At 41.2% G+C, this 7652-nt stretch carries 9 protein-coding genes and 1 pseudogene; 6 read left to right on the forward strand and 4 right to left on the reverse strand.

Annotated elements, in window-relative coordinates; genetic code table 11:
• Window positions 1-144: 144 nt before the first annotated feature.
• Genes FGQ53_RS10620 through FGQ53_RS10630 form a run of 3 tightly spaced genes read right to left on the reverse strand, consistent with a single transcriptional unit; the run spans window position 145 to window position 1993 of the window.
• Entirely contained in the window at window positions 145-912 is a 768-nt protein-coding gene (locus tag FGQ53_RS10620) for a hypothetical protein (protein ID WP_138338654.1), read from the reverse strand.
• A 15-nt stretch (window positions 913-927) separates the two neighbouring features.
• A complete protein-coding gene (locus FGQ53_RS10625; protein WP_000054197.1) occupies window positions 928-1623 on the reverse strand; it encodes an ABC transporter ATP-binding protein in 696 nt (231 codons plus the stop codon).
• 4 nt (window positions 1624-1627) lie between these two features.
• Window positions 1628-1993, reverse strand: coding sequence for a GntR family transcriptional regulator (locus tag FGQ53_RS10630; protein WP_070482968.1), 366 nt, complete (start codon window positions 1991-1993; stop codon window positions 1628-1630).
• Window positions 1994-2132: 139 nt separating this feature from the next.
• Here FGQ53_RS10630 and nrdR point away from each other — a divergent pair, with 139 nt between their 5' ends.
• The 6 genes from nrdR to FGQ53_RS10660 all read left to right on the forward strand — a co-directional run bounded on the left by nrdR (window position 2133) and on the right by FGQ53_RS10660 (window position 7123).
• Complete coding sequence (nrdR, locus tag FGQ53_RS10635; RefSeq protein ID WP_001203672.1) at window positions 2133-2606, forward strand: transcriptional regulator NrdR; 474 nt, start codon at window positions 2133-2135, stop codon at window positions 2604-2606.
• Complete coding sequence (locus tag FGQ53_RS10640; RefSeq protein ID WP_138338657.1) at window positions 2607-3776, forward strand: DnaD domain protein; 1170 nt, start codon at window positions 2607-2609, stop codon at window positions 3774-3776.
• Entirely contained in the window at window positions 3777-4673 is an 897-nt protein-coding gene (gene dnaI / locus FGQ53_RS10645; RefSeq protein WP_033683212.1) for a primosomal protein DnaI, read from the forward strand.
• Window positions 4670-5383: an NADPH-dependent oxidoreductase gene (locus FGQ53_RS10650; protein ID WP_138338659.1), complete on the forward strand. Its 714-nt coding sequence runs from the start codon at window positions 4670-4672 to the stop codon at window positions 5381-5383. Before dnaI ends, FGQ53_RS10650 begins: the two co-directional genes overlap by 4 nt.
• 13 nt (window positions 5384-5396) lie before the next feature.
• Window positions 5397-6707: a ribosome biogenesis GTPase Der gene (gene der / locus FGQ53_RS10655; RefSeq protein WP_138338662.1), complete on the forward strand. Its 1311-nt coding sequence runs from the start codon at window positions 5397-5399 to the stop codon at window positions 6705-6707.
• A gap of 83 nt (window positions 6708-6790) precedes the next feature.
• Window positions 6791-7123 carry a hypothetical protein gene (locus tag FGQ53_RS10660; protein ID WP_171019142.1) on the forward strand — a complete coding sequence of 111 codons (333 nt, stop codon included), beginning with the start codon at window positions 6791-6793 and terminating at the stop codon, window positions 7121-7123.
• Window positions 7124-7362: 239 nt separating this feature from the next.
• Here the strand turns inward: FGQ53_RS10660 and rgg1518 are convergent.
• Window positions 7363-7584 (reverse strand): annotated as a pseudogene (gene rgg1518, locus FGQ53_RS10665) (Rgg/GadR/MutR family transcriptional regulator Rgg1518); the annotation flags it as partial.
• Between the last annotated feature and the right edge of the window lie 68 nt (window positions 7585-7652).

Below are 7652 nucleotides of genomic sequence, written 5' to 3' on the forward strand. Positions count from 1 at the left end.
TGTTTTGTTCTTATTTTAATTATAAACCATGACATAAGAAAACGAGCATCTCTAACTACGGAAATGCTCGTTTTTTTGATAGTTAGAAGTGGGTTTTTGCCCAGCCTCTTTCTTAAATAGATGTTATCCTTTTTGATTTAAAAATTATTGCAAATTAACCTTGTTTTTCAAGATATAGTAGGTTCCGAGATAAAAAATAGCTATGAATATGAGCTCTTCAAAAATGCCCGTACTTGCTCCTATATAGAAATTATCATTAAATCCTGCAAGTGAATTGACATAGAAGTTCGCACTGGTATTGAAGAAGACTTCAATAAAGCCAATGACGATTTGGATCCCAATGTAGGCTGCAACAGCGAGTGCTGTTCGGTATTCGTTGAAAAGTTGTCCAATGGAAATAGCCAAGTAGATGCAGAGGATACTGGAAATGGTATTTAGTAGGAGGGATAACCCCACAAGAGAGAGTTGAGGAAGGTATGTTCCTAGAAGTGGAATCAAGTCATAATGTGACATCCATTCTGGAGCCGTTATAGTCACAATAAGAAAAGCACTTAGGGCCAGTACAGCCGAGCTAAGTATAGACCAGATGAAGGCTCCGACTAATTTTGCAGTGATGATATGGTGTTCAGACACTGGCAAGGTCAAAGTCAGATAGCCTTGTCGGTCATAGACACTTCCTTTGAAGCGTTTAATAATCAAGAAAAGAGTTGAAATTCCAAGTGTAATTATCAAGCCGCCAAAGACGAGAGCCAGAAAGATAAATAGGAAAGGTTGGCTATCTTTGAAAGATATATAATTATAGTAGTGTCCTTGCATTCCCAGGGGGACGGAAAGGGCTAGAACAGCAGCGTAGAGGGCTAAATACCACTTGTTAATATTTTTAAATTCGTAGCGAACTAAATTCCAAAACATAATAATCTCCTTTGCTTAGGCCTTAAATTCCTGACGGAAGAGTTGGTCAATGGATTCACCTGACTCATAGCGAATGTCATCTACATTTCCTTGACGGACGACTTTTCCGTCTTTGAGAAAGACAATTTCATCCAAGATTGGCTCGATATCAGAAATCAAGTGGGTAGAAATCAAAACGGTAGAAGTTGGGGAGTAGTTGTTGATAATGGTATTGAGGATATACTCACGGGCTGCTGGATCCACCCCACCAATTGGTTCGTCCAGAACGTAGAGGCGGGCATCACGGCTCATAACCAAAATCAGTTGGACCTTTTCCTTGTTCCCTTTTGAAAGTTTCTTGAGACGACTATTTTCATCAATGCCAAGGTCTGCAAGCAGATGATGGGCACGTTCCAGATTGAAATCTTTATAGAAGGTCTTGAAGTAGGTTAGGGCTTCTTTGACCTTCATTTGTTCATTGAGATAGGTTGTATCCGGCAAATAAGCTACGATAGCCTTGGTTGCTGGGCTTGGATCCATGTCGTTGATAAGGACGCGTCCTTGATCTGGTTGTAAGAGGCCATTGATTAGTTTAATCAGGGTTGTTTTTCCTGAGCCGTTTGGGCCAAGGAGACCAACAATTTTTCCAGCTGGGATGTCAAGAGAAACATTTTCGAGGGCTGGGGTTGCTCCATAAGATTTGGATACATTTTCAAATGCTAGTAATGACATAGGCTTAAACTCCTTTAATATAATCGCCGACTACGCCTGGTAGTTCTTCTTTTTCATAGCCAAAATGGGTCATGGAGGAAACGAAGTGTTCCAATTCTTCTTCCGATAATTGTTTGCGTGATTGGGCGATTAGCTCCTTATCCTCGGTTACAAATCGTCCAGTTGTTCGCTTGCTGTAGACAAATCCTTCTCGTTCAAGGTCTGACAAGGCTCTTTGGATGGTGTTGGGATTGACACCAGCCTCGCTAGCCAGCTCTCGCACGGTTGGAAGTTGTTGATTGGATTCCAGTGTATGGGAGACAATCTGAAGCTTGATTTTCTCCATAATCTGTAAATAAATGGGTTTTTTATTGTCAAATGTCCAGGACATCTTGTTCTCCTTTCTGTCACCTCTTTGTCTTAATTAAATAATACAACAAAACAAAAAACTTGTCAAGCAAAAAGAAGAATTGTTTTGGGAATCGTTTAAAAAATGGTATAATGAAAAGAAAACGATAAGGAGGGAAAGGATGCGTTGTCCAAAATGTGGGGCTACCAAGTCAAGTGTTATCGATAGTCGCCAAGCAGAAGAAGGGAACACCATTCGTAGAAGACGTGAGTGCGACGAATGCCAGCACCGTTTTACAACCTACGAACGGGTAGAAGAAAGAACCTTAGTGGTTGTTAAAAAAGATGGCACACGGGAACAATTCTCTAGAGATAAAATCTTTAATGGAATTATCCGCTCAGCCCAGAAACGTCCTGTGTCAAGTGATGAAATCAACATGGTAGTCAATCGTATCGAACAGAAACTCCGTGGTCGAAATGAAAATGAAATTCAAAGTGAGGACATTGGTTCACTCGTCATGGAGGAGTTGGCTGAACTGGACGAGATTACCTATGTGCGTTTTGCCAGTGTCTATCGTAGTTTTAAGGATGTCAGTGAGTTAGAGAGCTTGCTCCAACAAATCACCCAGTCCTCTAAAAAGAAAAAGGAAAGATAAATGAAGCCAATTGACCGTTTTTCTTATCTAAAGAATAATCGGGTGTCGCAAGATACCTCATCTCTGGTACAGTGCTACCTCCCGATTATCGGTCAGGAGGCACTGAGCCTTTATCTTTATACGATCAGTTTTTGGGATAATGGTAGAAAGGAATACCTCTTTTCAAGCATTCTCAATCATCTCAACTTTGGGATGGACAGACTTTTAAAATCCTTTAAAATCCTATCTGCTTTCAATCTTTTGACCCTCTATCAAAAAGGGGACGTTTTTCAGCTAGCTATCCATGCCCCTCTTTCGAGTCAGGACTTCTTGGAACATCCTGTTTATCGCAGACTTTTGGAGAAAAAAATTGGTGATGCAGCTGTGGAGGATTTGAAAGGTGAAAGTGCTGACGGTGAAGAAATCTCTGTCTCACTCAATCAAGTCTTTCCAGACTTGGCAGAACTAGGAAGTCAAGAAGACCTTGGTCTCAAGAAGAAAGTAGCCAATGATTTTGACTTGGACCATTTTCGTCAGCTCATGGCTCGAGACGGGCTTCGTTTTGCGGATGAACAATCCGATGTCTTAAACCTCTTTGCCATTGCTGAGGAGAAGAAGTGGACTTGGTTTGAAACCTATCAATTGGCCAAGTCAACAGCTGTTTCCCAGGTTATTTCAACCAAACGCATGCGGGAAAAAATTGCTCAAAAACCGGTTTCCTCTGACTTTAATCCTAAGGAAGCAACCATTATCAAAGAAGCCAAAAGTAAAACTGCTCTGCAGTTCTTGGCAGAAATCAAGCAAACACGCAAGGGGACCATTACCCAAACAGAAAGAGAACTCTTGCAACAGATGGCTGGTTTGGGCTTGCTGGACGAAGTCATCAATATCATTCTCTTGTTGACCTTTAATAAGGTAGATTCGGCAAACATCAATGAGAAATATGCCATGAAGGTGGCCAATGACTATGCCTATCAAAAGATTCATTCGGCAGAAGAGGCAGTCTTACGCATCCGTGAGCGAGGACAAAAGAGTCAGACTCAAAAGGCTAGTAAACCGAGTCCTACCAAGTCCAATGTACCCAAGTGGAGCAATCCAGATTATAAAAATGAAACCAGCGAGGAAACTCGTCTGGAATTAGAACGTAAGAAACAAGAACTATTAGCTCGATTAGAAAAAGGAGGAGATTAGATGGAAAGTGTCGGAGACGTACTCAAACGTCAACCCAGCCGTTTTCATTATCAAGATTTGGTCCAGAAAATCATGAAGGATCCTGATGTTGCGGCCTTTATCCAGCAAGAATCCCTTACTCCAGAGGAATTGAATCGCAGTATCTCCAAGTTTAACCAATACATCACCGAGCGTGACAAGTTTCTCCGTGGGGATACGGATTATATTGCCAAAGGTTACAAGCCTATTTTGGTTATGAATCATGGTTATGCGGATGTTTCTTATGAAGAAACTCCTGAACTAATCGCAGCGGAAAAAGAAGCAGCGATTAAGAATCGTCTCAAGTTAATCAATCTGCCAGCCAGTCTCAAGAAAGCTAGTTTGGCTCAAGTTGACTTGGATGATTTGGGGCGCTTACCAGTTTTTGAAAAGCTATTAGCCTTTGTGGAGCAATATCCAGCTATTCGAAAAGGTCTTTACTTATATGGAGACTTTGGTGTGGGTAAAAGTTTCATGGTGGCTGCCTTAGCTCATGATTTATCAGAAAAACGTGGTGTTTCATCAACTCTCCTCCACTATCCTAGCTTTGTCATTGATGTCAAAAATGCTATTGGTGATGGCAATGTCAAGACCTTGGTAGATGAGATTAAGCTGTCTGAAGTCCTGATTTTAGATGATATTGGTGCTGAGCAATCAACCGCCTGGGTGCGGGATGAAATCCTGCAAGTCATTCTCCAATATCGGATGCAGGAAAATTTACCGACCTTTTTCACCTCCAACTTCAACTTTGAAGAGTTGGAGCTGCATTTCGCTAAAGGGAAGCATGGAAATGACGAAACCTGGGAAGCCAGACGCGTCATGGAACGCATCCGTTATTTGGCTGAGGAGACTCGTTTAGAAGGAGTGAACCGCCGATGACAGAAACGATTAAACTGATGAAAGCTCATAAGTCTGTTCGAAGATTTAAGGAGCAAGCCCTTCCTCAGGAAGACTTGACTGAAATCCTGACAGCAGCCCAGATGGCTTCGTCTTGGAAGAATTTCCAATCCTACTCTGTGATTGTGGTACGAAGTCAAGAAAAGAAAGATGCTCTGTATGAATTGGTACCTCAAGAAGCCATTCGCCAGTCAGCTGTTTTCCTTCTCTTTGTCGGAGATTTGAACCGAGCAGAAAAGGGAGCCCGACTTCATACCGACACCTTCCAACCCCAAGGTGTAGAAGGTCTCTTGATTAGTTCGGTCGATGCGGCCCTTGCTGGTCAAAATGCCCTGTTGGCAGCTGAAAGCTTGGGATATGGTGGTGTCATTATCGGCTTGGTACGGTACAAGTCAGAAGAAGTGGCAGAGCTCTTTAACCTGCCTGCCTACACCTACCCTATCTTTGGGATGGCACTGGGTCTTCCAAATGAAGAACATGAAGTCAAACCTCGCTTGCCATTGAATCAGGTGGTATTTGAGGAAGAATATCAGGAACAAACAGTTGATGCGATTGAGGCTTATGACCGAGTACAGGCTGACTATGCTGGGGCGCGTGCGACAACAAGCTGGAGTCAGCGTCTAGCAGAACAGTTTGGTCAAGCAGAACCAAGCTCAACTAGAAAAAATCTTGAACAGAAAAAGTTATTGTAGAAAGTGAGAAATTATGGCCCTACCAACTATTGCCATTGTAGGACGTCCCAATGTTGGGAAATCAACCCTATTTAATCGGATCGCTGGTGAGCGAATCTCCATTGTAGAAGATGTCGAAGGAGTGACACGTGACCGTATCTATGCAACGGGTGAGTGGCTCAATCGTTCGTTTAGTATGATTGATACAGGGGGAATCGATGACGTCGATGCTCCTTTCATGGAACAAATCAAGCATCAGGCAGAAATTGCTATGGAAGAAGCAGATGTTATCGTCTTTGTCGTGTCTGGTAAGGAAGGGATTACCGATGCGGACGAATACGTAGCCCGTAAGCTTTATAAGACCCACAAACCAGTTATCCTCGCAGTTAACAAGGTGGACAACCCTGAGATGCGAAATGATATCTATGATTTTTATGCCCTCGGCTTGGGTGAACCACTGCCAATCTCGTCTGTCCACGGTATCGGGACAGGGGATGTGCTCGATGCCATCGTGGAAAATCTACCAAATGAAGTTGAAGAAGAAAATCCAGACGTGATCAAATTCAGCTTGATTGGCCGTCCAAACGTTGGAAAATCAAGCTTGATCAACGCCATTTTGGGAGAAGACCGTGTGATTGCCAGCCCAGTAGCTGGAACAACGCGTGATGCTATTGATACCCATTTTACAGATGCGGATGGCCAAGAGTTTACCATGATTGATACGGCTGGTATGCGTAAGTCTGGTAAGGTTTATGAAAATACTGAGAAGTACTCTGTCATGCGTGCCATGCGTGCTATTGACCGTTCAGATGTGGTCTTAATGGTCATCAATGCGGAAGAAGGCATTCGTGAATACGATAAACGTATCGCAGGATTTGCCCATGAAGCTGGTAAAGGAATGATTATCGTGGTCAACAAGTGGGATACGCTTGAAAAAGATAACCACACTATGAAAAACTGGGAAGAAGATATCCGTGAGCAGTTCCAATACCTGCCTTACGCACCGATTATCTTTGTATCAGCTCTTACCAAGCAGCGTCTCCACAAACTGCCTGAGATGATCAAGCAAATCAGCGAGAGTCAAAACACCCGTATTCCTTCAGCGGTCTTGAACGATGTCATTATGGATGCCATTGCTATCAACCCAACACCGACAGACAAAGGAAAACGTCTCAAGATTTTCTATGCGACCCAAGTGGCAACTAAACCACCAACCTTTGTCATCTTTGTTAACGAAGAAGAACTCATGCACTTCTCTTACCTGCGTTTCTTGGAAAATCAAATCCGCAAGGCCTTTGTCTTTGAGGGAACACCGATTCACTTAATCGCGAGAAAACGCAAATAAAAAAGTAGAATCTGGAATGACATTTCCAGATTTTTTTGATAGAATGAAGATGGAGAAAACGCTATCAAAAAGAGGTGTCAATGATGGAACATTTGTTTAAATCCTTGCTCATATTTCCCTGTTTTTGCTTTTTCAGTTGGATTGACAAGGATAATAGAGAAAGTAAATTTTTCCCAATTTTTTACTATTTTTACTGGATTTACATCACCCTCTATGCTCTTTTTAGCCTTGCTTGGACAGTTTTTTCAGTCTTGTTTTTCAATATCGTCTTGAAAAATGTGGTAGACATCAAGTCCTGGGGCATTTGGCTATTATTACTACTTATTGCTTTTGCCAGTGATTGGTTAACCTATGTCTTCTTCAAAAAAATGCTTAGACTAAGAAAGGAGTTAGGAAAGTCTAAGGGTGTGAATTAAGAAAAGGGTAGGAACTAAAAAATGACAATATCTATGATTTATTTATACAGCTATAGATACAGTCGTTTTTATTTTGATTATGAAACTTGAGAGAAATATTCATCTTGTATAGTGGATTGAATATAAAATAATACAATACAACTTATAAAACATTGGAATAAAATGCTTTAAATTCCCTAATTGATTCCTTCACATTCTATTTCGATTTGCTATAATAAAATGATGAGAGTTATTGCAAATTATAGGTTTGAAAAATCATTAATTTCTTTTTCGAGTATTTTAACTAATGCCTCTTCTTTGGTTAGTCGTAATAAAGTTATTCCTTTATCAATCAAATCGGAGTTATGTTGCAGTATTCTCAAGCGTACTTGAGAAAATCCAAGAATATCGTATATTTTTAATTCTTCTGCTAATACCAAAAGTTGTAGGGTGATTGTTTCACATTCTTTGAATAGACTTCCTGCGAAACAAAATATGGTACAATAGTTCTATGAATTATGAAGCAAGCAAACAATTAACTGATGTACGA

Source organism: Streptococcus mitis (assembly GCF_005844455.1).
GTDB classification, from domain to species: Bacteria; Bacillota; Bacilli; order Lactobacillales; family Streptococcaceae; genus Streptococcus; species Streptococcus mitis_BF.

Bases quoted from the DNA above. Each gene is read 5' to 3' on its own strand.
- FGQ53_RS10620 (WP_138338654.1), bottom strand. From the start codon at position 912: ATGTTTTGGAATTTAGTTCGCTACGAATTTAAAAATATTAACAAGTGG.
- FGQ53_RS10625 (WP_000054197.1), bottom strand. From the start codon at position 1,623: ATGTCATTACTAGCATTTGAAAATGTATCCAAATCTTATGGAGCAACC.
- FGQ53_RS10630 (WP_070482968.1), bottom strand. From the start codon at position 1,993: ATGTCCTGGACATTTGACAATAAAAAACCCATTTATTTACAGATTATG.
- nrdR (WP_001203672.1), top strand. From the start codon at position 2,133: ATGCGTTGTCCAAAATGTGGGGCTACCAAGTCAAGTGTTATCGATAGT.
- FGQ53_RS10640 (WP_138338657.1), top strand. From the start codon at position 2,607: ATGAAGCCAATTGACCGTTTTTCTTATCTAAAGAATAATCGGGTGTCG.
- dnaI (WP_033683212.1), top strand. From the start codon at position 3,777: ATGGAAAGTGTCGGAGACGTACTCAAACGTCAACCCAGCCGTTTTCAT.
- FGQ53_RS10650 (WP_138338659.1), top strand. From the start codon at position 4,670: ATGACAGAAACGATTAAACTGATGAAAGCTCATAAGTCTGTTCGAAGA.
- der (WP_138338662.1), top strand. From the start codon at position 5,397: ATGGCCCTACCAACTATTGCCATTGTAGGACGTCCCAATGTTGGGAAA.
- FGQ53_RS10660 (WP_171019142.1), top strand. From the start codon at position 6,791: ATGGAACATTTGTTTAAATCCTTGCTCATATTTCCCTGTTTTTGCTTT.